Source organism: Pseudomonas sp. GW823-FHT05G12 (assembly GCF_058795575.1).
This window is the reverse complement of sequence record NZ_CM179501.1, coordinates 4,402,784-4,424,413: the sequence shown is the minus strand read 5'-3', so window position 1 is coordinate 4,424,413 and position 21,630 is coordinate 4,402,784. Positions and strand designations below refer to the sequence as shown.

Sequence of the window (21,630 nt, the reverse complement as noted above, 5' to 3'; positions counted from 1 at the left end):
TTGGGGAAGGGGCCGCAAAACGGCCCCTGTTTCAGCGTATCTTGCCTTGCTCCGGCAGCAGCTGTGCCTTGTCGAAGGCATCCACGTCGATCACCGCACGGCGCGCTTGCTCGGCTGCATGCAGGCGTTGCGCCTGATCAGGCTGAAGTACACCACTGTCGACTGCCGCATCGATCACCGACTGCCCGGGCGCCGGTCGTACCTTGCCTTCCTTGATTGCCTGATGCAGCGCGTTGTGCAGCGGCGTCGACGCCTCCAGCAGGTCGCAGGCCCGTTGCAGGGCTGCCACCGGGTCGCCGTCGGCTTGCGGCCTGAAGCAACCGGCAAGCAGCTCTTCCAGCGCAGGGTCGCCTTTGCTGCGTCCGATCAGCGCTGCTACCTCGGCGTCCAGTTCATCGCTCGGCCCGGTGTGACGGCGGCCGAAGGGGAACACCAGCACCCGTAGCGCGCAGCCGACGAAGCGGTTGGGGAAGTTGTCGAGCAACCGGTCCAGGGCGTGCTCCGCCTGGCCCAGGCTTTCTTCCATGGCCCAGCGCAGCAGGGGCTGCATGTGCTCGGGCGAACCGAGATCGTGGTAGCGCTTGAGTGCGGCACTGGACAGGTACAGGTAGCTGAGTACATCGCCCAGCCGCGCACTCAGGCGCTCCCGGCGCTTGAGCGCCCCGCCCAGCAGCATCATCGACAGGTCGGCCAGCAGGGCAAAGGCGGCGGCCTGGCGGTTGAGGGCCCGGAAGTAGCCTTGGCTCAGCGTGTCCCCCGGTACTTTCTCGAAAAGCCCCAGCCCCAGGTTGAACACCAAAGTGCTGGCCGCATTGCCGGCGGCGAACAGGATGTGTTTCATCAGCAGGTCATCGAATTCCTGAAGCGCCTGATCGTGGTCTTCACGCCCGGCCAATGCCATTTCCTTGAGCACGAACGGATGGCAGCGAATGGCGCCCTGGCCGAAGATCATCAGGTTGCGCGAAAGGATGTTGGCGCCTTCGACCGTGATGAAGATCGGCGCCCCTTGCCAGTTGCGGCCCAGGTAGTTGTTCGGGCCCATGATGATGCCCTTGCCACCGTGCACGTCCATGGCGTGCTGGATGCATTCGCGGCCACGCTCGGTGAGGTGGTACTTGAGTATCGCCGACAGCACCGAGGGTTTCTCGCCCAGGTCCACGGCCTTGGCGGTCAGCAGGCGGGCACTGTCCATCAGCCAGGCGTTGCCACCGATGCGTGCCAGTGATTCCTGGATACCTTCGAAGGCTGCCAGTGGCACGTTGAACTGCTCGCGGATATTGGCGTACTGGCCGGTCACCAGGCTGGTGTACTTGGCGGCCCCTGTACCCACGGCAGGCAGTGAGATGGAGCGACCTACCGACAGGCAGTTCATCAGCATCATCCAGCCTTTGCCGAGCATGGCTTGGCCGCCAATGAGGAAGTCCAGGGGGACGAACACGTCCTTGCCGCTGTTGGGGCCATTCATGAACGCGGCGCCCAGTGGCAGGTGGCGTTTACCGATTTCCACCCCGGGGGTATCGGTGGGGATCAGTGCCAGGCTGATGCCTAGTTCTTCCTCATCGCCCAGCAGGTGGTCCGGGTCGTAGGCCTTGAATGCCAGGCCCAGCAGGGTGGCGACTGGGCCGAGGGTGATGTAGCGCTTTTCCCAGTTCAGGCGCAGGCCGATCACTTCTTCGCCTTGCCACTGGCCTTTGCAGATGATGCCGGTGTCGGGCATGGCGCCAGCGTCGGAGCCGGCCAGTGGGCCGGTGAGAGCGAAGCAGGGGATTTCCTCGCCTCGGGCCAGGCGCGGCAGGTAGTGATTGCGTTGTTCGTCGGTGCCGTAGTGCAGCAGCAGTTCGGCAGGGCCCAGGGAGTTGGGCACCATCACTGTGGAGGCCAGGTCACCGCTGCGGGTGGCCAGCTTCATCGCCACCTGGGAGTGGGCGTAGGCGGAGAAGCCCTTGCCGCCGTATTCCTTGGGGATGATCAAGGCGAAAAAGCCATGCTGCTTGATATGTGCCCAGGCTTCGGGCGGCAGGTCCAGGTCCTGGCCGATCTGCCAGTCGCTGACCATGGCGCACAGCGCTTCGGTAGGGCCATCGATGAAGGCTTGCTCTTCTTCAGTCAGCTTTGGTGCCGGGTAGGCCAGCAAAGTCCGCCAGTCGGGGCGGCCACTGAACAGTTCGCCGTCCCACCACACGGTGCCGGCGTCGATGGCTTCGCGCTCGGTCTGCGACATGGGTGGCAGAGTGCGCTGGAACCAGCGGAATACCGGGGCGGTAAAGACTTTGCGTCGCCACTGCGGGAGCGCAACCAGGGCGATCTTCAGGGCCAGCACCACCCAGATCAGCGCCAGCAGCCAGCCGGGGGCACTGCTGAAAATGCCCATCAACAGCACATAGGCCGCCACGATGCCGAGAATCTGCAAGGGCGCCAGGCGCCGGTGCGTGAGGTACGCCGCGCCGATCACCAGCACCACCAACCACAACAGCAACATAATCGGTCCTCCTTGGAACCAAGGGCTTGAGCCATTCCAGACAGCTTAGACGCAATGCTGTGAACGGCATGTTCAGAACAGTGACAGGGTGTGGCGGGGGGAGTTTCAGTTCATTTGTTCGCTTGTACCGGCCTCTTCGCGGGTAAACCCGCTCCTACGACGGTGTGGCGAGCCCCCGATCGATGTGGGAGCGGGCTTGCCCGCGAATGCGATGGTGCTGCGACGGTGAATGATCTGGGATATTGGCTGGCAGGTCCGGCCCTTTCGCGGGTGAACCCGCTCCTACGACGGTATGTGGCAACATTACAGAGCGATGTAGGGGCGGCTTGCCCGCGAAGAGGCCCGTACAGGCGGCGAAGGTCTGGAGTAGACTGTGCCACCTCCGCACTCAAAAGGATGTTGCCATGCTGAAGATCTGGGGCCGCAAGAATTCGAGCAATGTGCGCAAGGCGCTGTGGATCGCCCACGAGCTGGGCCTGGACTTCGAATCCATCGACGCCGGCGGCGCCTTCGGCGTGGTCAACGAGCCGCACTACCGCGCCCGCAACCCCAACGGCCTGGTGCCGATGCTCGAAGACGGCGACCTGACCTTGTGGGAATCCAACACCATCGTCCGCTACCTGTGCGCGGAGTACGGTACGGAGCAGGGCTGGTATCTGGCAGACCCACGCCAGCGCGCCCTGGCCGACAAATGGATGGACTGGACCACATCGTCCTTCGCTACCCCATTCCGGCCCCTGTTCTGGGGCCTGCTGCGCACGCCGGAAGACCAGCGCGACTGGGTGGCGATCAACGCCGCGCACAAGCAGTGCGCGCAATTGCTGGCCATTGCCGACGAAACCCTGGCCAGTCAGCCATACCTGTCCGGTGACCAGATCGGCATGGGCGACATCCCACTGGGTAGCTTCATCTATGCCTGGTTCGAACTGCCCATCGAGCGCCCGGACATGTACCACCTTCAAGCCTGGTATGAACGCCTGAAGCAACGCCCGGCCTACCAGGCCGCCGTGATGACCGCGCTCACTTGAACCCGCTTCGATAGTCATTATCAATAGATGTGACTGTACTTGTGCAGCCTGGCCTTGCACCATGGCTGCACTCACTGCGCCAGTGACTTTACCTGGCGTGTCCTGCACCTTTTTCTTCGGTAAGTGACCCGCTATGAGTTCCGCCCTGTCCATCCGACAGCTGACCAAGACCTACGGCAATGGCTTTCAGGCCCTCAAAGGCATCGACCTTGATGTTGCCGAAGGCGACTTCTTCGCCTTGCTCGGCCCCAACGGCGCCGGCAAATCCACCACCATTGGCATTCTCTCGACCCTGGTGAACAAGACCAGCGGCACAGTGAACGTGTTCGGTCACGACCTGGACCGCGAGCCCTCCGCGCTCAAGCGTTGCCTGGGCGTGGTGCCGCAAGAGTTCAACTTCAACCAGTTCGAAAAGACCTTCGACATCGTCGTGACCCAGGCCGGGTACTACGGCATCCCGCCCAAGCTGGCCAAGGAGCGCGCCGAGCAGTACCTGACCCAGCTGGGCCTGTGGGACAAACGTGATGTGCAGTCGCGTTCGTTGTCCGGCGGCATGAAGCGGCGCCTGATGATTGCCCGCGCATTGATCCACGAACCGCGCCTGCTGATCCTGGACGAACCCACCGCCGGGGTGGATATCGAGCTGCGCCGCTCGATGTGGAGCTTCCTCACCGAGCTGAACCAGAAGGGCATCACCATCATCCTCACCACCCACTACCTGGAAGAGGCTGAGCAGCTGTGCCGTAACATCGGCATCATCGACCATGGCACCATCGTCGAGAACACCAGCATGCGCCAGTTGCTGGGCAAGCTGCATGTCGAAACCTTCGTGCTCGACCTCAAGCAGGACCTGGCCGCCGCGCCGGTACTGCAGGGCTACCCGTGCCGGCTGCTGACCCCGCATACCCTGGAAGTGCAGGTGGAGAAGGACATCGGCATCACCGCACTGTTCGGCCAGCTGGCGCTGCAGAACATCGAGGTACAGAGCCTGCGCAACAAGACCAACCGACTCGAGGAGCTGTTCGTGTCCCTGGTGGAAAAAAACCTGTCGAAGGTGGCCGTATGAGTGTGGAACTGCGCACCAACTGGGTCGCCCTGAACACCATCGTCTACCGCGAAGTGCGGCGCTTCCTGCGCATCTGGCCGCAGACGTTGCTGCCGCCAGCGATCACCATGGTCCTGTACTTCGTCATCTTCGGTAACCTGATTGGCCGGCAGATCGGCGACATGGGTGGCTTCACCTACATGCAGTACATCGTGCCGGGGCTGATCATGATGTCGGTGATCACCAACTCCTACGGCAACGTGGTGTCGAGCTTTTTCGGCAGCAAGTTCCAGCGCTCGATCGAAGAACTGATGGTGTCGCCGGTGTCGCCGCACACCATTCTCGTCGGCTATGTGCTGGGTGGGGTGCTGCGTGGTTTGGCGGTGGGTGTGATCGTGACCATCCTGTCGATGTTCTTCACCGACCTGCAGGTGCACCACCTGGGCGTGACCGTGGTGGTGGTGCTGCTGACAGCCACCATCTTTTCGCTGCTTGGCTTCGTCAACGCAGTGTTCGCGCGCAACTTCGACGACATCTCGATCATCCCGACCTTCGTGCTGACGCCGCTGACCTACCTGGGCGGCGTGTTCTACTCGATCAACCTGCTGCCGCCGTTCTGGCAGACCGTGTCGTTAGCCAACCCGGTGCTGCACATGGTCAACTCGTTCCGCTACGGCATTCTAGGGGTGTCGGATATCAGCATTGGCACGGCGATCACCTTCATGCTGGTGGCCACTGCGGTGCTCTACGTTGTTTGCGTTCGCTTGCTGGTCAGCGGCCGCGGCATGCGTGCCTGAAGCCCTGCACCGGCATTGGCGACGACGCCACTGCCGGCCCACCCACCAGCGCCAGTAGAACATGGTGGAGAAGTAGGCAAGGATGCCCAGCACCACGCCGCACACCACCGAGCCGAGCAGGAAGGGTTGCCACAGCGTCGACAGCTGGTCGGTGATCCACTGGAAGGTCAGCTCGTCGGGCAGGGTGCGCGGCGGTACCTGCATCAGCCAGGCACCGGTCATGTAGGTGACGAAGAACACCGGCGGCATGGTCAACGGGTTGGTCAGCCACACCAGGCTGACGGCGACCGGCAGGTTGCCGCGCACCGGGATCGCCAGGGCCGCCGCCAGCAGCATCTGCATCGGGATGGGAATAAGCGCCGCGAACAGGCCCACACCCATGGCTCTGGCCACCGAATGGCGGTTCAGGTGCCAGAGGTTGGGATCGTGCAGCAACTTGCCGAAAAAGCGTAAGGATTTGTGTTCCCGAATGCTGGTCGGGTCCGGCATGTAGCGTTTGAAAAGTCGGCGCGGCATGTAGGCTCCCGGAGCGTTGACCCTGGCAGTATGCCCTTAATCCTGCTCCGACTCGTTTAGAGTTTGTGACAATTGTTGAGCAAGCGTTGCCGGCAATTGGGCTATGCCTCAGGAGGTGATTCGCCTTCTGGAGCTCTACCTCATGCGCACAGGGATGTTTGCGCTCGCGCTCGGGCTGTTGTGCCTGGGCTTTCTGCCCGCATTGCCATCGGTCGGATGGTTGATAACCCTGACAGCCTGCGCTGTCGGCAGCCTGTTTACCCGCGTATGGCCGTTGGGTTGGTTTCTGCTGGGCTTGTGTTGGGCGTGCGGGTCTGCTCAGCAGGCCCTTGATGATCGTCTGGCTGCCGGCCTGGAGGGTCGCACCTTGTGGCTGGAGGGGCGGGTGGCGGGTTTGCCGGCCCGCACTGCACACGGTGTGCGTTTCGAGCTGGAAGCGCCACGCTCGCGGCGGGCCGAACTGCCTCAGCGCCTGCAACTGAGCTGGTTTGACGGCCCGCCGCTGCGGGCGGGCGAGCAGTGGCGGCTGGCCGTGACCTTGCAGCGCCCGGACGGGCTGCTGAACCCGCATGGGCCCGACCGTGAAGCGCAGTTGCTGGCGCGACGGGTGGGCGCGACGGGTACGGTCAAGGCGGGGCAGTTGCTGGCGCCAGTCGCCGGTGGTTGGCGCGATGCACTGCGTCAGCGCTTGCTGATGGTCGAAGCCAATGGCCGACAGGCAGCGCTGGTGGCCCTGGTGCTTGGCGATGGTGCGGGCCTGGCCCGGGAGGACTGGCAGACGTTGCAGGCCACCGGCACGGTGCACCTGCTGGTGATTTCCGGCCAGCACATCGGCCTGGTCGCCGGTTTGCTCTATGGCCTGGTCGCCGGGCTGGCGCGTTGGGGGCTATGGCCGGCAAGGCTACCGTGGTTGCCCTGGGCCTGCGGCCTGGCCATGGCCGCAGCGCTGGCCTACGGGTGGCTGGCTGGCGGTGGGGTGCCAGTGCAGCGGGCCTGCCTGATGCTGGCCGTGGTGTTGCTCTGGCGTCTGCGCTTTCGCCACCTTGGCGCTTTTTTTCCGTTGCTGGTTGCACTGGTCGCCGTGCTTGTCTTCGAGCCACTGGCGGCGTTGCTGCCTGGGTTCTGGCTGTCGTTCGCCGCCGTGGCCACGCTCATCTACTGCTTCAGTGCCCGGTTGGGTGGTTGGCGGCCCTGGCAGGCCTGGACACGAGCGCAATGGGTGATCGCTGTCGGCTTGCTGCCGGTGTTGCTGGCCACGGGCTTGCCGGTGAGCCTCAGTGCGCCGCTGGCCAACCTTGTGGCGGTGCCGTGGGTCAGCCTGGCGGTCTTGCCGTTGGCGTTGCTGGGCACGCTGATGTTGCCGCTGGCGGGCGTTGGCGAGGCGTTGCTCTGGCTGGCAGGTGGCCTGCTGGATGTGCTGTTCCGCGGGCTGGCGCTGGTGGCGCAGCAGCGTCCGGCATGGGTTCCGGCGGCCCTGCCGTTGTGGGCTTGGCTGCTGGTATGTCTGGGTGCGCTGTTGGTTTTACTGCCCCGTGGTGTGCCGCTGCGCGGGTTGGGAGGGGTGATGCTGCTGGCGCTGTGGGTGCCCCGGGAGCCGGTGCCGTTCGGCCAGGTCGAGGTCTGGCAGCTGGATGTCGGCCAGGGGCTGGCGGTGCTCTTGCGTACGCGGCATCACAGCCTGCTCTACGATGCCGGGCCGGCCAGGGGGGAAAGCGACTTGGGGGAACGCGTGGTGTTGCCAACCTTGCGCAAGCTGGGGGTGGGCGGCCTTGACGTGATGGTGATCAGCCATGCACATGCCGATCATGCGGGCGGGGCCGTGGCCATTGCGCGTGGTTTGCCGATCAAGCGGATAATCGGTGGGGAAGCGCTGGTTGATGTTCCGTTGCAGCCTTGTGCCAGTGGCGAGCAATGGGATTGGGATGGCGTGCGTTTTTCGCTGTGGCGCTGGGTGGACGGGCAGAGCAGTAATGACCGTTCCTGTGTGTTGTTGGTCGAGGCGCAGGGCGAGCGCTTGCTGCTGGCGGGGGATATGGAAGCTGCTGCCGAAAGGGCCTGGCTGGCGGACACTGAAATGCCGCGTATCGACTGGCTGCAGGCGCCGCATCATGGCAGCCGCAGCTCGTCCACCGAGGCGTTCGTCCGGGCTACCGCACCGCGCGGGGTATTGATTTCGCGGGGGCGCAACAACAGCTTCGGGCACCCGCACGTGCAGGTGGTCGAACGGTATGGGCGGCATGGGGTGGTGATGCATGATACGGCGGTGGAGGGGGCATTGCGGTTGGTGCTGGGGCGGCATGGGGTAGTCGAGGGGGTTAGGGGGCAGCGGCGGTTCTGGCGGGTTCGAGGGGAGTGAGGCAGAGGCAGGCATCTGCCAGCCCAGACCCCAATTCCCTGACCTCCGGCAGATGAGCCCTCGGCGCGCCTATGGTAGAGTGGCGGCCTTTTTCCGAAGGGGCGTTTATTGTGTGGGAATTGGTCAAGTCCGGTGGTTGGATGATGCTGCCGATCATTCTGAGCTCCATCGCTGCCATGGCTATCGTCGTCGAACGCCTGTGGACCTTGCGCGCCAGTCGCGTCACCCCGCCGCACCTGCTGGGCCAGGTATGGATGTGGATCAAGGACAAGCAACTGACCAGTGACAAGCTCAAGGCCCTGCGTGCCGATTCGCCACTGGGTGAAATCCTCGCGGCGGGCCTGGCCAATTCGCGTCACGGTCGGGAGATCATGAAAGAGTGCATCGAGGAGGCCGCCTCGCGCGTCATCCATGAACTGGAGCGCTACATCAGCACCCTCGGCACCATCGCCGCCATGGCGCCTCTGCTGGGCCTGCTGGGCACCGTGCTGGGCATGATCGACATTTTCAGCGCCTTCATGGGCTCGCAGATGACCGCCAACGCCGCCGTGCTGGCCAGTGGTATCTCCAAGGCCCTGGTCACCACTGCGGCTGGCCTGATGGTCGGTATCCCGGCAGTGTTCTTCCACCGTTTCCTGCTGCGCCGCATCGATGAACTGGTCATCGGCATGGAGCAGGAGGCGATCAAGCTGGTGGAAGTGATCCAGGGTGACCGTGAAGTGGAAGTGGCCGGAGGCAAGGCGTGAAGTTCCGGCGCAATCGCCAGCGGGAGAACGTCGACATCAACCTGGCGTCGCTGATTGACGTGGTGTTCGTCCTGCTGCTGTTCTTCGTGGTTACCACCACCTTCACCCGCGAAACGCAACTTCGCGTCGAGCTGCCCGAAGCTACCAGCGCCGAGCCGGCGCCGGCCGACCCGGGCAAGCTGGTGGAAATCACCATCAGCGCCGAAGGCGTGTATTCGGTGAACAACCACCTGCTACCCAAAAGCGACCTGGCCACCCTGAGCGAGGCCATAGAGCGCGAGTCGGGCGGAGACAACAAGTTGCCGCTGGCCATCAGCGCCGACGGCAAGACCCCGCATCAGGCTGTGGTCACCGCAATGGATGCTGCCGGCAAGCTCGGTTTCAGCCAGTTGCGCATGACCACCGTCGAGGCGGCCCAGGGCACGCCTTGATGGCGTTCGCCGACCGCTTGCTCGCTGCCTGGTATGCCGGGCACCCGGCGCTGGCGCTGCTGCGACCGCTGGAGGCCTTGTATCGCCGCGTGGTCACGCGCAAGCGCGCGCGTTTTCTAAGGGGTGACAGTGCCAGCTACCGGGCACCGGTACCGGTTATTGTGGTGGGCAACATCACCGTCGGTGGCACCGGCAAGACGCCGATGATCCTCTGGCTGATCGAACACTGTCGCCAGCAGGGGCTGAAGGTGGGTGTGGTCAGCCGCGGTTATGGTGCCAAGCCTCCACAGCTGCCCTGGCGGGTGCAGGCCGATCAGGCGGCCGATCAGGCGGGCGACGAGCCGCTGCTGATCGTGCAACGCACCGGCGTGCCACTGATGATCGACCCGGATCGCTCCCGTGCCGTGCAGGCATTGCTGGCCAGCGAACCCCTCGACCTGATCCTGTGCGACGACGGTATGCAGCATTACCGCCTGGCCCGTGACCTGGAACTGGTGCTGATCGACGCTGCCCGCGGCCTGGGCAATGGCCGCTGCCTGCCGGCGGGGCCCTTGCGTGAGCCGGCCGACCGCTTGCGCGAGGCTGACGCGGTGCTGTTCAACGGCGCCAGCGAAGACCGCACCGATGGTTTCGGTTTCCGCCTGCAGCCATCCGCCCTGGTCAACGTGCGCAGTGGCGAGCGCCGTGCGCTCGACCATTTCCCCGCCGGCCAGCGCCTGCATGCGGTGGCCGGTATCGGTAACCCGCAACGTTTCTTCAACACCCTGCTGGGGCTAAACTGGCAGCCGGTGCCGCATCCCTTCGCCGACCATGCGCAGTTCAGTGCCCGGAGCCTGGCTTTCAGCCCGCCACTGCCGCTGGTCATGACCGAGAAGGACGCGGTGAAATGCCGGGCCTTTGCCGCTGACGACTGGTGGTACCTGGCCGTCGAAGCGCAGCCTACGCCGGCTTTCAGCGCCTGGTTCGACAACCAGCTGCAACGCTTGTTGCGCAAACCCTGAGCCCGTTTTCAATTTCCGGCCACCTGGCCTAAAGGAAGCCTCCAATGGACACCAAACTGCTCGATATCCTGGCCTGCCCGATCACCAAGGGCCCGCTCAAGCTGAGCGCCGACAAGACCGAGCTGATCAGCAAAGGCGCTGGCCTGGCCTACCCGATTCGCGACGGTATCCCGGTCATGCTGGAAAGCGAGGCACGCACCCTGACCGACGACGAGCGTCTTGACAAATGAGCCTGGAATTTACGGTAGTAATCCCCGCCCGGCTGCGCTCCACCCGCCTGCCAGGCAAACCGCTGCTGCTGATTGCCGGCAAGCCGATGGTGCAACATGTGTGGGAGCAGGCCCGCAAGAGCGGTGCCAGCCGTGTGGTCATCGCCACCGACGACACCAGCATCCTTGAAGCCTGCCAGGCCTTCGGCGCCGAAGTGCTGATGACCCGTGCCGATCATGAATCGGGCACTGACCGCCTGGCCGAAGTGGCCGCGTACCTCGGCTTGCCGGCTGACGCCATCGTGGTCAACGTGCAGGGCGACGAGCCGCTGATCCCGCCGGTGATCATCGACCAGGTGGCGGCCAACCTGGCTGCGCATCCGGAAGCGGGCATCGCCACCTTGGCCGAGCCTATCCATGAGCCGGAAACCGTGTTCAACCCTAACGCGGTCAAGGTGGTGAGTGACAAGAACGGCCTGGCTCTGACGTTCAGCCGGGCGCCGCTGCCCTGGGCCCGCGATACCTTCGCCAAGGCCCGCGACGTGCTGCCGGAAGGAGTGCCATATCGCCGCCATATTGGCATGTACGCTTACCGTGTCGGCTTCCTGCACGACTTCGTCAGCTGGGGCCCATGCTGGCTCGAGCAGGCTGAAGCGCTGGAGCAGCTGCGTGCCCTGTGGCACGGCGTACGCATTCACATCGAGGACGCCATCGAGGCGCCTGCCGTGGGTGTCGACACCCCTGAGGATCTGGAGCGCGTACGGCGCTTGCTGGAGGCCTGATGCGCGTCCTGTTCGTGTGCCTGGGCAACATCTGCCGCTCGCCCACTGCCGAAGGCGTGCTACGCCATCAATTGCAGGCCGCCGGGCTCGCCGACAAGGTGCAGGTGGCTTCTGCCGGCACCGGCGATTGGCATGTCGGCAAGGCGCCAGACAGCCGCACCTGCAAGGCGGCGCTGGCGCGTGGTTACGACCTGTCGCAGCAACGCGCCCAACAGGTCAAGGCATCGCACTTCGCCGAATACGACCTGGTGTTGGCCATGGATGAGCACAACCTGCGCGATCTGCGGGCCTTGCGCCCGTCCACGGCAGTGGGCGAACTCGACCTGTTCCTGCGCCGCTACGGTGCAGCCCTGGATGAAGTGCCAGACCCGTACTACGGTGGCGCCGACGGCTTCGAGCAGGTGCTGGATCTGGTGGAAGCGGCTTGCCAGGCGCTGGTACTGGAAATCAAGGGGCGTCTATGACAGTGCAGTGGCAGGAGCAGGTATCGCTCAAGCCTTACAATACCTTCGGCATCGACGTGAAGGCGCGCTATTTCAGTCAGGTGCAGGACGACCAGCAGGTGCGCCAGGCATTGGACCAGGCACAGCAAAGGGGCCTGCCGGTACTGGTGATCGGGGGTGGCAGCAACCTGCTGCTGACCCGCGATATCGATGCACTGGTGCTGCACATGGCCAGCCGCGGTCGGCGTGTGCTCAGTGACGATGGCGAGCGTATCGTGGTCGAGGCCGAGGCCGGTGAGCCGTGGCACGCGTTTGTGCAGTGGGCGCTGGCGCAGGGCTATTGCGGGTTGGAGAACCTCAGCCTGATCCCCGGCACCGTCGGTGCTGCGCCGATGCAGAACGTGGGCGCATACGGGGTGGAGATCAAGGACGTATTCGCCGGGCTGACAGCCCTGGACCGTGAGACGGGCGAGCTGCGTGACTTCGGTTTGGCAGAATGCGCTTTCGCCTATCGCGACAGCCTTTTCAAGCGCAACCCTGGCCGCTGGTTGATCCTGCGGGTGCGCTTTGCCCTGACCCGCACCCTGCACGCTCATCTGGATTACGGCCCGGTGCGCCAACGCCTGTCTGAGCGGGGTGTGACCGAGCTGACCGCGCAAGCGATCAGTGATGCAATCTGCAGCATTCGCCGCGAGAAGCTGCCAGATCCGGCAGAGCTGGGCAATGCCGGGAGCTTCTTCAAGAACCCGGTGGTAACGGCTGATCTGGTCGAGCGTATTCGCGCGCAGTATCCCGGTGTCGTGGCATACCCACAGGCTGATGGCCAGGTGAAACTGGCGGCGGGCTGGTTGATCGAGCAGGCGGGCTGGAAGGGCCATCGTGAGGGTGATGCTGGCGTGCATCGCTTGCAGTCGCTGGTGCTGGTCAACTATGGCCAGGCGAGCGGGGCGCAGATGCATGCGCTGGCGCGCAAGATTCAGGCGGATATCTTCGAGCGGTTTGGGGTTGAGCTGGAGATGGAGCCTAATCTTTACTGATTTGCCGGCTGTGAACCCCCGTAGGAGCGGGTTTACCCGCGAAAGGGCCGGGCCTGCTGGCCAATCTCCATCCGCCGTTCACCGTTGCCGCCGCTACCGTATTCGCGGGTAAACCCGCTCCTATGTATGGACTCGCCCACACTGTCTAGCTGCTTTTTTGAACATAGGAACCCGGTTGCATCTATGTATCAGGCCTGTTCGAGGAAGCTTTTTGCTTCTGGCCAACATCGTGGTGAGCTCGCAGTGTGCCGTTTACATGGAGGCCACTATCAGGCCTGTAGGAGCGGAGGCATCGGTCTGCGACGGTCTTACCTAGGGTCAATGTTCACTAGCAGGGGTTGGAGCGCCTAGCGCCCCGGTGGCATTACCCGGTTGGTCAGAGGCTCATAGCCGCCTCCGGTTTTTCGTTCGGTTTGCGTTGGTAAACCTGATCGCTCTGTAACAGGGCCCAGATAATCCGCAGATTTCGATTAGCCAGCCTGATCGCCGCCTCCTTGCGCCCAAGGCGGGATAGCCAGCGCAAGAGGCGGCGATCATCTGGCTGATCGGAATCAGGCCTTAACTGACTCAAGACAGCATGCGCGCCCTGGATCATCAGGCTGCGTATGTAGCCGTCACCGCGCTTGCTCATCTTGCCCAATCTGATTTTGTTTCCGCTGCTGTGCTGATCGGGCACGATACCGAAGAAGGCGGAATACATTCGGCCACTGGCGAAGCGGCTGGGGTCGGTCTGTTTCGCCACGATCGCCGTGGCAATGATAGGGCCGACGCCGCGAATGGTGATCAGTCGCTGAGCGACTTTATCCTCTTGGGCAGTCGCTTCGAGCCGGCGGCTCAGCGCCGTTATGCGTTCACCTAGAGACAACCAGTCCATCAGCAACTCATCGAGCAACTCGCGCAACAGGTCGGGTAGAGGCAAGGAAGCATCCTCAAGCGCCTGAGGCACATGCTTATTGATCGCGGCATCGCCCTGGGGCATGGATACGCCATGCTCGAGTAGCAAACCACGGATCTGATTACCCAGCGCGGTATGTCGCTTGATGTTACCGCGCCGGATACGGTGCAGCGCTTGAATAGCCAGTGCTGTGGTGCTCTTGATCGGTATCGAAGCGATGCTCGTATCGCGACCGGCACGCAAAATGGCATAGCAGTCGTTACGATCGTTCTTAGCACCGCTGCGATGTTCGGCGACACGTTGCGCCGGCAGGATGCGAACCGGATTACCTTTGGCCTGCAGCAGTCTGGCCCAGGCTTGTGCACCTGGACCGCACTCCATCAAGACGGCCACGGTCGTTGGCAGCCTGAGCAGGAAATCGTGGAACGCTTGGCGGGATTTGATGCGATCTTCGTAGATCACCCGACCAGTAGCGTCCTCGCCTGCTAATTGGAAGACCTGTTTGGCCAGGTCTACGCAGATGGTTGTGCAAAGCTCCACATCAGTGGAAGACAGGGAATCGTGTTTCGAACTATGCTTTTTCATGGTCTCGCCCTCGCTGCCGTTGGCTTCTTCGAACACCACCGTGGCACTGTGATGCCTCGGCGGGGGCGAGTCCATCGATTACACAGATTGGTGGTGGACACACGTCGGTGGTTGGACACAGCCCTTTGTAGGAGCGGGTTCACCCGCGAAAGGGCCGGGCCTGCTGGCCAATCTCCACCCGCCGTTCACCGTTGCTGCCGCTACCGTATTCGCGGGTAAACCCGCTCCTATGTATGGACTCGCCCACACTGTCTAGCTGCTTTTTTGAACATAGGAACCCGGTTGCATCTATGTATCAGGCCTGTTCGAGGAAGCTTTTTGCTTCTGGCCAACATCGTGGTGAGCTCGCAGTGTGCCGTTTACATGGAGGCCACTATCAGGCCTGTAGGAGCGGAGGCATCGGTCTGCGACGGTCTTACCTAGGGTCAATGTTCACTAGCAGGGGTTGGAGCGCCTAGCGCCCCGGTGGCATTACCCGGTTGGTCAGAGGCTCATAGCCGCCTCCGGTTTTTCGTTCGGTTTGCGTTGGTAAACCTGATCGCTCTGTAACAGGGCCCAGATAATCCGCAGATTTCGATTAGCCAGCCTGATCGCCGCCTCCTTGCGCCCAAGGCGGGATAGCCAGCGCAAGAGGCGGCGATCATCTGGCTGATCGGAATCAGGCCTTAACTGACTCAAGACAGCATGCGCGCCCTGGATCATCAGGCTGCGTATGTAGCCGTCACCGCGCTTGCTCATCTTGCCCAATCTGATTTTGTTTCCGCTGCTGTGCTGATCGGGCACGATACCGAAGAAGGCGGAATACATTCGGCCACTGGCGAAGCGGCTGGGGTCGGTCTGTTTCGCCACGATCGCCGTGGCAATGATAGGGCCGACGCCGCGAATGGTGATCAGTCGCTGAGCGACTTTATCCTCTTGGGCAGTCGCTTCGAGCCGGCGGCTCAGCGCCGCTATGCGTTCACCTAGAGACAACCAGTCCATCAGCAACTCATCGAGCAACTCGCGCAACAGGTCGGGTAGAGGCAAGGAAGCATCCTCAAGCGCCTGAGGCACATGCTTATTGATCGCGGCATCGCCCTGGGGCATGGATACGCCATGCTCGAGTAGCAAACCACGGATCTGATTACCCAGCGCGGTATGTCGCTTGATGTTACCGCGCCGGATACGGTGCAGCGCTTGAATAGCCAGTGCTGTGGTGCTCTTGATCGGTATCGAAGCGATGCTCGTATCGCGACCGGCACGCAAAATGGCATAGCAGTCGTTACGATCGTTCTTAGCACCGCTGCGATGTTCGGCGACACGTTGCGCCGGCAGGATGCGAACCGGATTACCTTTGGCCTGCAGCAGTCTGGCCCAGGCTTGTGCACCTGGACCGCACTCCATCAAGACGGCCACGGTCGTTGGCAGCCTGAGCAGGAAATCGTGGAACGCTTGGCGGGATTTGATGCGATCTTCGTAGATCACCCGACCAGTAGCGTCCTCGCCTGCTAATTGGAAGACCTGTTTGGCCAGGTCTACGCAGATGGTTGTGCAAAGCTCCACATCAGTGGAAGACAGGGAATCGTGTTTCGAACTATGCTTTTTCATGGTCTCGCCCTCGCTGCCGTTGGCTTCTTCGAACACCACCGTGGCACTGTGATGCCTCGGCGGGGGCGAGTCCATCGATTACACAGATTGGTGGTGGACACACGTCGGTGGTTGGACACAGCCCTTTGTAGGAGCGGGTTCACCCGCGAAAGGGCCGGGCCTGCTGGCCAATCTCCACCCGCCGTTCACCGTTGCTGCCGCTACCGTATTCGCGGGTAAACCCGCTCCTATGTATGGACTCGCCCACACTGTCTAGCTGCTTTTTTGAACATAGGAACCCGGTTGCATCTATGTATCAGGCCTGTTCGAGGAAGCTTTTTGCTTCTGGCCAACATCGTGGTGAGCTCGCAGTGTGCCGTTTACATGGAGGCCACTATCAGGCCTGTAGGAGCGGAGGCATCGGTCTGCGACGGTCTTACCTAGGGTCAATGTTCACTAGCAGGGGTTGGAGCGCCTAGCGCCCCGGTGGCATTACCCGGTTGGTCAGAGGCTCATAGCCGCCTCCGGTTTTTCGTTCGGTTTGCGTTGGTAAACCTGATCGCTCTGTAACAGGGCCCAGATAATCCGCAGATTTCGATTAGCCAGCCTGATCGCCGCCTCCTTGCGCCCAAGGCGGGATAGCCAGCGCAAGAGGCGGCGATCATCTGGCTGATCGGAATCAGGCCTTAACTGACTCAAGACAGCATGCGCGCCCTGGATCATCAGGCTGCGTATGTAGCCGTCACCGCGCTTGCTCATCTTGCCCAATCTGATTTTGTTTCCGCTGCTGTGCTGATCGGGCACGATACCGAAGAAGGCGGAATACATTCGGCCACTGGCGAAGCGGCTGGGGTCGGTCTGTTTCGCCACGATCGCCGTGGCAATGATAGGGCCGACGCCGCGAATGGTGATCAGTCGCTGAGCGACTTTATCCTCTTGGGCAGTCGCTTCGAGCCGGCGGCTCAGCGCCGTTATGCGTTCACCTAGAGACAACCAGTCCATCAGCAACTCATCGAGCAACTCGCGCAACAGGTCGGGTAGAGGCAAGGAAGCATCCTCAAGCGCCTGAGGCACATGCTTATTGATCGCGGCATCGCCCTGGGGCATGGATACGCCATGCTCGAGTAGCAAACCACGGATCTGATTACCCAGCGCGGTATGTCGCTTGATGTTACCGCGCCGGATACGGTGCAGCGCTTGAATAGCCAGTGCTGTGGTGCTCTTGATCGGTATCGAAGCGATGCTCGTATCGCGACCGGCACGCAAAATGGCATAGCAGTCGTTACGATCGTTCTTAGCACCGCTGCGATGTTCGGCGACACGTTGCGCCGGCAGGATGCGAACCGGATTACCTTTGGCCTGCAGCAGTCTGGCCCAGGCTTGTGCACCTGGACCGCACTCCATCAAGACGGCCACGGTCGTTGGCAGCCTGAGCAGGAAATCGTGGAACGCTTGGCGGGATTTGATGCGATCTTCGTAGATCACCCGACCAGTAGCGTCCTCGCCTGCTAATTGGAAGACCTGTTTGGCCAGGTCTACGCAGATGGTTGTGCAAAGCTCCACATCAGTGGAAGACAGGGAATCGTGTTTCGAACTATGCTTTTTCATGGTCTCGCCCTCGCTGCCGTTGGCTTCTTCGAACACCACCGTGGCACTGTGATGCCTCGGCGGGGGCGAGTCCATCGATTACACCTGATCGGTGGTGGACACACATCGGGGGTTGGACACAGGCCGCCGTGTAGGAGCGGGTTTACCCGCGAAGAGGCCCGTCAGGCAAACCAAAAAAAGCCCCGCCAGTTCGCACTGGCGGGGCTTTTTCATTCAGCTCTGGCTATCAGCCGTGATGAGGTTTGTGCTCATCGGCGGTTTCCAAGGCTGGTTCCTGGGAGGCTGCAGCAGCTTCCTGTGCGGCTTTGGCAGCAGCCTCGGCCTCGCGCTTACGGCGACGCACTTCACGTGGGTCGTTCGGTGCGCGGCCGTTGGCCAGCATGACAGTGGCAGGTTCGACCACTGCAGGTGCCGGTGCAGGCTCGGCCACTACTACTGGCTGGGCTTCGACAACCGGGGCAGGCTGCACGGCAACCGGAGCGACTTCGACCACGGCCGGGGCCTGTTCGATTTCACCGGCTTCTACCGCTGGGGCTTCTGCCGGGGTTTCAGTGACCACGGTTTCTGCAACCACGACCGGCTCAACAGCAGGTGCATCTTCAGCGACAGGCTGCGGGGCCATTTCGACCACAGGCTCGGCAGTTGCCTCGGCTGCGGCCACTGGCTCGGTGACCGGCTGCTCGACCGCTGGGGCCACGGACGCTTCTTCAGCTTTGGTGACCGCTTCGACCTGCTCGATCTGTTGGGCGGCTTCGCTGTTGTCGGTTTCTGCAGCGGCAGCGGCAGCGACTTCGGCGGTAGCACGCTCGGCCTGCTGGTTAGCCTGGGCTTCTGCGTCCGAGCTGATGTTGCTGCTGGCGACAGCAGCCGTCACGGCAAGGCCGGCAGCCAGTTCGGCACCCAGCTCGGTGGCCTGGTGCTGTTGTGGCTGCTCTTCGCTGCCTTCTTCTTCACTGCCGTCGATCAACTCGCCATTGGCATTGCGCTGACGCTCACGACGGTTGCTGCGACGACGCTGGCCACGGGAGCGGCGGCGCGGGCGCTCGCCATCGGTGCCTTCCTGCTCGTCTTGCAGTAGCTCTTCGCCTGGCAGTTGCTCTTCGGCCAGCTCGGCTGCCTGTTCGGTTGCTTCTTCGGCAGCGCGTGGTTGGCGCTCTTCGCGTGGTGGGCGCGCGGCGCGTTCTTCGCGTGGAGCACGCTCTTCGCGCGGTGCGCGTTCCTCACGTGGAGCACGTTCTTCGCGAGGGGCGCGTTCTTCACGTGGAGCACGCTCTTCGCGAGGGGTGCGTTCTTCACGCGGTGCGCGTTCTTCACGTGGAGCACGCTCTTCACGCGGTGCGCGCTCTTCACGTGGCGCTCGCTCTTCGCGGGCTACACGTTCTTCACGCGGCTGGCGCTCTTCGCGTTCGGCTGGCGGGGTAGCGTCCAGCGGCTCGCGCAGTTCGCGAACGCGCTCTTCGCCGCGGTTGCCACGGCGGTCTTCGCGTGGTTGGCGCGGCGCACGTTCTTCACGCGGTGCACGCTCTTCACGTGGGGCACGTTCCTCACGCGGCGCACGCTCTTCGCGTGGGGCGCGTTCCTCGCGCGGTGCACGCTCTTCACGCGGTGCGCGCTCGGCACGCTCTTCACGCGGTTTACGTTCTTCGTCGCGGCGGCCGTTGCGGTTGCGGCTTTGCTGGCGGCCGTTGCGGCGTTCTTCGTTACGCGGGCTGCGCTCGGCAGCCGGTTTTTCGGCGGCGGGCACCACTGGCGCGGCGGCAGGCTCGTCCTTGCCGGCGAACAGGCTCACCAGCGACTTCACCAGGCCTTTGAACAGGCTTGGCTCCGGAACGCTCGGGGCAGGGGCTACCGGCGCGGCAGCCTGGGGCTCTTCAGCGGCGGCCGGTACCGGTGCGTTGGCGCGGGCCGGGGCCGTTTTCACTGCGGCTTCCTGGCGTACCAGGGTGCGGGTGGCGGTCGGTTGCGGCGCTTCTTCGGCTTCGGCGGCGGCGATTTCGTAGCTGGACTGGTTGTTCAGCACTTCAGGGTTGTCGTCGCGCAGGCGCTGGACTTCGAAGTGCGGGGTCTCCAGGTGGTCGTTCGGCAGGATGATGATGCGCGCACGGGTGCGCAGCTCGATCTTGGTGATCGAGTTACGCTTTTCGTTCAGCAGGAACGCGGCTACCGGGATCGGCACTTGAGCACGTACTTCGGCGGTGCGGTCCTTCAGGGCTTCTTCTTCGATCAGGCGCAGGATGGCCAGCGACAGCGATTCGACGTCACGGATGATGCCGGTGCCGGAGCAGCGTGGGCAGACGATGCCGCTGCTTTCGCCCAGCGATGGGCGCAGGCGCTGACGGGACATTTCCAGCAGGCCGAAGCGCGAGATGCGGCCTACCTGGACGCGGGCGCGGTCGGCTTCCAGGCATTCACGCACGCGCTCTTCAACGGCGCGCTGGTTCTTCGCCGGGGTCATGTCGATGAAGTCGATGACGATCAGGCCGCCGATGTCACGCAGGCGCAGCTGGCGGGCGATTTCCTCGGCCGCTTCCAGGTTGGTCTGCAGGGCGGTTTCTTCGATGTCGCTGCCTTTGGTGGCGCGCGCCGAGTTGATGTCGATGGACACCAGGGCTTCGGTCGGGTCGATCACGATCGAACCGCCGGACGGCAGGTCGACCACGCGCTGGAAGGCGGTCTCGATCTGGCTTTCGATCTGGAAGCGGTTGAACAGCGGTACGCTGTCTTCGTACAGCTTGACCTTGCTGGCGTACTGCGGCATCACCTGGCGGATGAAGGTCAGCGCTTCTTCCTGGGCATCGATGCTGTCGATCAGCACTTCGCCGATGTCCTGGCGCAGGTAGTCGCGGATGGCGCGGATGATGACGTTGCTTTCCTGGTAGATCAGGAATGGCGCGGCGCGGTCCAGGGACGCTTCCTTGATGGCGGTCCACAGCTGCAGCAGGTAATCCAGGTCCCACTGCATTTCTTCGCTGCTGCGGCCAAGGCCGGCCGTTCGCACGATCAGGCCCATGTCACCCGGTACGGTCAGGCCGTTCAGGGCTTCGCGCAGTTCGTTGCGCTCTTCGCCTTCGATGCGGCGCGAGATGCCACCGGCACGCGGGTTGTTGGGCATCAGCACCAGATAGCGGCCGGCCAGGCTGATGAAGGTGGTGAGGGCGGCGCCTTTGTTGCCGCGCTCTTCTTTCTCGACCTGAACGATGACTTCCTGGCCTTCGCTGAGCACTTCCTTGATGTTGACCCGGCCTTCAGGGGCCTTCTTGAAGTACTCGCGGGAGATTTCTTTCAGCGGCAGGAAGCCGTGACGTTCGGAACCGAAGTCGACGAAGGCGGCTTCGAGGCTGGGTTCGATGCGGGTGATCTTGCCTTTGTAGATGTTGGCCTTTTTCTGCTCGCGCGCGCCGGACTCGATGTCCAGGTCGTAGAGACGTTGGCCGTCCACCAGGGCTACACGCAACTCTTCGGGTTGAGTCGCGTTAATCAGCATTCTTTTCATGTTGTACCGTCGGTTTCCGGGCTGCCGGAAACGGCGTTCGGCACACACGACGTCTCATGGTCGGTGCCAAGGTGCGCAAAGGGTGGCCGGGCCACCCCCGTGTCGAGCGACGTTCGGCACCAGCCGGTTGCCCAGCCTGCCGTTGTCGCGACGACGCGTCCTGTTTGCTGCGGTGCCAACAAGGCCCCGGTGGCTTCGAATAGGTATCCGAATCAACCAAGCGGGCCTTGTGCACTCAGTCAGGAGGAGGAATCAACCGTCAGCCGTGGACGCCCGGAGGGCATCTGTTCAGGACCTTATCCGCTCACCAGCCGTCAGTGGGCTGGTGGCCGGACGCGGTGCTACACGGTCCGAGGGCTGTGCATCTCCACCCTGCACGTATCCCTGATAATTCGGGTGCTGCCGCGCGCTGAATCCGCAACGGGTTGCATTTTTCGCCAGCGCTGGTTCTGCGCTGGCGCCATTCATGTCCAAGGCAGGTATTTCCGAAGCATTCGCCGGGCGATGCGTGGAAGCGACTCGCGGGCAGAGGTGCAGCGAAAAGAATCGGGTAAGCAGGTGAAACACCGCACTTGTCGTTTTTTTTCGGTCTTCTCTACACGGCGCTGGTGGC

General features: G+C 63.0%; 16 protein-coding genes and 1 pseudogene. 11 read left to right on the top strand and 6 right to left on the bottom strand.

The window, feature by feature from the left end:
- Positions 1 to 31 precede the first annotated feature (31 nt).
- Positions 32 to 2,479 (bottom strand): acyl-CoA dehydrogenase, encoded by a 2,448-nt coding sequence (locus AC3RCM_RS20185; protein WP_064491464.1) that lies wholly within the window; start codon positions 2,477 to 2,479, stop codon positions 32 to 34.
- A 404-nt stretch (positions 2,480 to 2,883) separates the two neighbouring features.
- Between AC3RCM_RS20185 and AC3RCM_RS20180 the strand changes: the two genes are divergently transcribed.
- From AC3RCM_RS20180 to AC3RCM_RS20170, 3 genes are all read left to right on the top strand, one after another.
- Positions 2,884 to 3,507: a glutathione S-transferase gene (locus AC3RCM_RS20180; protein WP_010952921.1), complete on the top strand. Its 624-nt coding sequence runs from the start codon at positions 2,884 to 2,886 to the stop codon at positions 3,505 to 3,507.
- 133 nt (positions 3,508 to 3,640) lie between these two features.
- On the top strand, positions 3,641 to 4,573 hold the full coding sequence (locus AC3RCM_RS20175; protein WP_010952922.1) for an ABC transporter ATP-binding protein: 933 nt from the start codon (positions 3,641 to 3,643) through the stop codon (positions 4,571 to 4,573).
- Complete coding sequence (locus tag AC3RCM_RS20170) at positions 4,570 to 5,349, top strand: ABC transporter permease (protein ID WP_003247128.1); 780 nt, start codon at positions 4,570 to 4,572, stop codon at positions 5,347 to 5,349. Before AC3RCM_RS20175 ends, AC3RCM_RS20170 begins: the two co-directional genes overlap by 4 nt.
- Positions 5,350 to 5,352: 3 nt before the next feature.
- Here AC3RCM_RS20170 and AC3RCM_RS20165 read toward each other — a convergent pair.
- A pseudogene (locus AC3RCM_RS20165) lies at positions 5,353 to 5,865 on the bottom strand (DUF2062 domain-containing protein); the annotation flags it as partial.
- 142 nt (positions 5,866 to 6,007) lie between these two features.
- Between AC3RCM_RS20165 and AC3RCM_RS20160 the strand changes: the two are divergent.
- The 8 genes from AC3RCM_RS20160 to murB all read left to right on the top strand — a co-directional run bounded on the left by AC3RCM_RS20160 (position 6,008) and on the right by murB (position 12,870).
- The gene (locus tag AC3RCM_RS20160) at positions 6,008 to 8,221 is read left to right on the top strand and encodes a DNA internalization-related competence protein ComEC/Rec2 (protein WP_336091730.1); all 2,214 of its coding nucleotides are present in this window, start codon (positions 6,008 to 6,010) and stop codon (positions 8,219 to 8,221) included.
- A gap of 110 nt (positions 8,222 to 8,331) precedes the next feature.
- The gene (locus tag AC3RCM_RS20155) at positions 8,332 to 8,967 is read left to right on the top strand and encodes a MotA/TolQ/ExbB proton channel family protein (protein WP_026031862.1); all 636 of its coding nucleotides are present in this window, start codon (positions 8,332 to 8,334) and stop codon (positions 8,965 to 8,967) included.
- Complete coding sequence (locus AC3RCM_RS20150) at positions 8,964 to 9,398, top strand: ExbD/TolR family protein (RefSeq protein WP_010952926.1); 435 nt, start codon at positions 8,964 to 8,966, stop codon at positions 9,396 to 9,398. The genes AC3RCM_RS20155 and AC3RCM_RS20150 overlap by 4 nt, the downstream gene beginning before the upstream one ends.
- The gene (gene lpxK, locus AC3RCM_RS20145) at positions 9,398 to 10,399 is read left to right on the top strand and encodes a tetraacyldisaccharide 4'-kinase (protein ID WP_064491354.1); all 1,002 of its coding nucleotides are present in this window, start codon (positions 9,398 to 9,400) and stop codon (positions 10,397 to 10,399) included. The genes AC3RCM_RS20150 and lpxK overlap by 1 nt, the downstream gene beginning before the upstream one ends.
- 44 nt (positions 10,400 to 10,443) lie before the next feature.
- Positions 10,444 to 10,629 (top strand): Trm112 family protein, encoded by a 186-nt coding sequence (locus AC3RCM_RS20140; protein WP_003247142.1) that lies wholly within the window; start codon positions 10,444 to 10,446, stop codon positions 10,627 to 10,629.
- Entirely contained in the window at positions 10,626 to 11,390 is a 765-nt protein-coding gene (gene kdsB, locus AC3RCM_RS20135; RefSeq protein WP_003247143.1) for a 3-deoxy-manno-octulosonate cytidylyltransferase, read from the top strand. The genes AC3RCM_RS20140 and kdsB overlap by 4 nt, the downstream gene beginning before the upstream one ends.
- Positions 11,390 to 11,854 (top strand): low molecular weight protein-tyrosine-phosphatase, encoded by a 465-nt coding sequence (locus AC3RCM_RS20130; RefSeq protein WP_064491353.1) that lies wholly within the window; start codon positions 11,390 to 11,392, stop codon positions 11,852 to 11,854. Before kdsB ends, AC3RCM_RS20130 begins: the two co-directional genes overlap by 1 nt.
- Positions 11,851 to 12,870, top strand: a complete 1,020-nt coding sequence (murB, locus tag AC3RCM_RS20125; RefSeq protein ID WP_064491352.1) for a UDP-N-acetylmuramate dehydrogenase — start codon at positions 11,851 to 11,853, stop codon at positions 12,868 to 12,870. The genes AC3RCM_RS20130 and murB overlap by 4 nt, the downstream gene beginning before the upstream one ends.
- Positions 12,871 to 13,246: 376 nt before the next feature.
- Here murB and AC3RCM_RS20120 read toward each other — a convergent pair whose 3' ends face one another.
- The 4 genes from AC3RCM_RS20120 to rne all read right to left on the bottom strand — a co-directional run bounded on the left by AC3RCM_RS20120 (position 13,247) and on the right by rne (position 21,017).
- Positions 13,247 to 14,305 (bottom strand): IS110-like element ISPpu11 family transposase, encoded by a 1,059-nt coding sequence (locus tag AC3RCM_RS20120; protein WP_104887826.1) that lies wholly within the window; start codon positions 14,303 to 14,305, stop codon positions 13,247 to 13,249.
- Positions 14,306 to 14,833: 528 nt separating this feature from the next.
- Positions 14,834 to 15,892, bottom strand: coding sequence for an IS110-like element ISPpu11 family transposase (locus tag AC3RCM_RS20115; RefSeq protein ID WP_098316384.1), 1,059 nt, complete (start codon positions 15,890 to 15,892; stop codon positions 14,834 to 14,836).
- 528 nt (positions 15,893 to 16,420) lie between these two features.
- Positions 16,421 to 17,479, bottom strand: a complete 1,059-nt coding sequence (locus AC3RCM_RS20110) for an IS110-like element ISPpu11 family transposase (protein ID WP_104887826.1) — start codon at positions 17,477 to 17,479, stop codon at positions 16,421 to 16,423.
- A 271-nt stretch (positions 17,480 to 17,750) separates the two neighbouring features.
- Entirely contained in the window at positions 17,751 to 21,017 is a 3,267-nt protein-coding gene (gene rne, locus AC3RCM_RS20105; protein ID WP_492629096.1) for a ribonuclease E, read from the bottom strand.
- Between the last annotated feature and the right edge of the window lie 613 nt (positions 21,018 to 21,630).

Coding starts and splice junctions, on each gene's coding strand:
- kdsB (WP_003247143.1), top strand. CDS start 10,626: ATGAGCCTGGAATTTACGGTAGTAATCCCCGCCCGGCTGCGCTCCACC.
- lpxK (WP_064491354.1), top strand. CDS start 9,398: ATGGCGTTCGCCGACCGCTTGCTCGCTGCCTGGTATGCCGGGCACCCG.
- AC3RCM_RS20180 (WP_010952921.1), top strand. CDS start 2,884: ATGCTGAAGATCTGGGGCCGCAAGAATTCGAGCAATGTGCGCAAGGCG.
- AC3RCM_RS20160 (WP_336091730.1), top strand. CDS start 6,008: ATGCGCACAGGGATGTTTGCGCTCGCGCTCGGGCTGTTGTGCCTGGGC.
- AC3RCM_RS20140 (WP_003247142.1), top strand. CDS start 10,444: ATGGACACCAAACTGCTCGATATCCTGGCCTGCCCGATCACCAAGGGC.
- AC3RCM_RS20175 (WP_010952922.1), top strand. CDS start 3,641: ATGAGTTCCGCCCTGTCCATCCGACAGCTGACCAAGACCTACGGCAAT.
- rne (WP_492629096.1), bottom strand. CDS start 21,017: ATGAAAAGAATGCTGATTAACGCGACTCAACCCGAAGAGTTGCGTGTA.
- AC3RCM_RS20130 (WP_064491353.1), top strand. CDS start 11,390: ATGCGCGTCCTGTTCGTGTGCCTGGGCAACATCTGCCGCTCGCCCACT.
- murB (WP_064491352.1), top strand. CDS start 11,851: ATGACAGTGCAGTGGCAGGAGCAGGTATCGCTCAAGCCTTACAATACC.
- AC3RCM_RS20170 (WP_003247128.1), top strand. CDS start 4,570: ATGAGTGTGGAACTGCGCACCAACTGGGTCGCCCTGAACACCATCGTC.
- AC3RCM_RS20185 (WP_064491464.1), bottom strand. CDS start 2,479: ATGTTGCTGTTGTGGTTGGTGGTGCTGGTGATCGGCGCGGCGTACCTC.